The sequence below is a fragment of the Novosphingobium aerophilum genome (assembly GCF_014230305.1).
Taxonomy (GTDB): Bacteria; Pseudomonadota; Alphaproteobacteria; order Sphingomonadales; family Sphingomonadaceae; genus Novosphingobium; species Novosphingobium aerophilum.
In genome coordinates this window covers 1-1240 of the sequence record NZ_JACLAU010000104.1, presented here as the reverse complement: position 1 = coordinate 1240, position 1240 = coordinate 1, and the positions used below count along the sequence as shown (strand labels likewise).

At 31.9% G+C, this 1240-nt stretch carries 2 protein-coding genes; one reads left to right on the top strand and one right to left on the bottom strand.

All coding sequences use genetic code 11. The features are described from left to right. The first annotated feature begins 199 nt into the window (after positions 1–199). Positions 200–874: an IS6-like element IS257 family transposase gene (locus tag H7F49_RS19205; protein ID WP_001105987.1), complete on the top strand. Its 675-nt coding sequence runs from the start codon at positions 200–202 to the stop codon at positions 872–874. Positions 875–1012: 138 nt separating this feature from the next. Here the strand turns inward: H7F49_RS19205 and H7F49_RS19200 are convergent. Next, positions 1013–1240, bottom strand: a 228-nt coding sequence (locus H7F49_RS19200; protein WP_185685151.1) for a GNAT family N-acetyltransferase, incomplete at its 5' end; no start/stop codon positions are given.

Sequence of the window (1240 nt, the reverse complement as noted above, 5' to 3'; positions counted from 1 at the left end):
TATAGCTCGATATACTCTTACATTCAAATGTAAGAGTTATCTTCGCTCTGGCGAGGCCATCACTACATTCAAAAATATATTTTTGAATTCCGTTCTATAGCTAACAAATGACATACGCATTATCAAACAAATATGTTTGAAAAGGTTCTGTTGCAAAGTTGAATTTATAGTATAATTTTAACAAAAAGGAGTCTTCTGTATGAACTATTTCAGATATAAACAATTTAACAAGGATGTTATCACTGTAGCCGTTGGCTACTATCTAAGATATGCATTGAGTTATCGTGATATATCTGAAATATTAAGGGAACGTGGTGTAAACGTTCATCATTCAACGGTCTACCGTTGGGTTCAAGAATATGCCCCAATTTTGTATCAAATTTGGAAGAAAAAGCATAAAAAAGCTTATTACAAATGGCGTATTGATGAGACGTACATCAAAATAAAAGGAAAATGGAGCTATTTATATCGTGCCATTGATGCAGAGGGACATACATTAGATATTTGGTTGCGTAAGCAACGAGATAATCATTCAGCATATGCGTTTATCAAACGTCTCATTAAACAATTTGGTAAACCTCAAAAGGTAATTACAGATCAGGCACCTTCAACGAAGGTAGCAATGGCTAAAGTAATTAAAGCTTTTAAACTTAAACCTGACTGTCATTGTACATCGAAATATCTGAATAACCTCATTGAGCAAGATCACCGTCATATTAAAGTAAGAAAGACAAGGTATCAAAGTATCAATACAGCAAAGAATACTTTAAAAGGTATTGAATGTATTTACGCTCTATATAAAAAGAACCGCAGGTCTCTTCAGATCTACGGATTTTCGCCATGCCACGAAATTAGCATCATGCTAGCAAGTTAAGCGAACACTGACATGATAAATTAGTGGTTAGCTATATTTTTTTACTTTGCAACAGAACCTTAAAAATTAAGGTACGCTCTAAATAAACAAAAATAGTCCTCTTATTTTAATAAGAGGACTATTTTTGTTTAAAATTATTCAAGACCATTCGCTTTCTAACATACTCATTTGCCATAAATTATAATATTCTCCATTTAATTTTCTAAAGTCTCTTTTTTCTCCTTCTTTTATAAATCCAATCTTTTTGTAACTTTTAATAGCTGATTTATTAAAGGCAAAAACACCTAATTCAATTCTGTGTAGTCCCAAATCTTCAAAAGCCTTTTTCAATAATTTCTTTATTATTTTAGGGCCTAATCCTTGGCC

What these genes read in the sequence shown, in the direction of transcription:
- H7F49_RS19205 (WP_001105987.1), top strand. Translation starts at nt 200, where the DNA reads ATGAACTATTTCAGATATAAACAATTTAACAAGGATGTTATCACTGTA.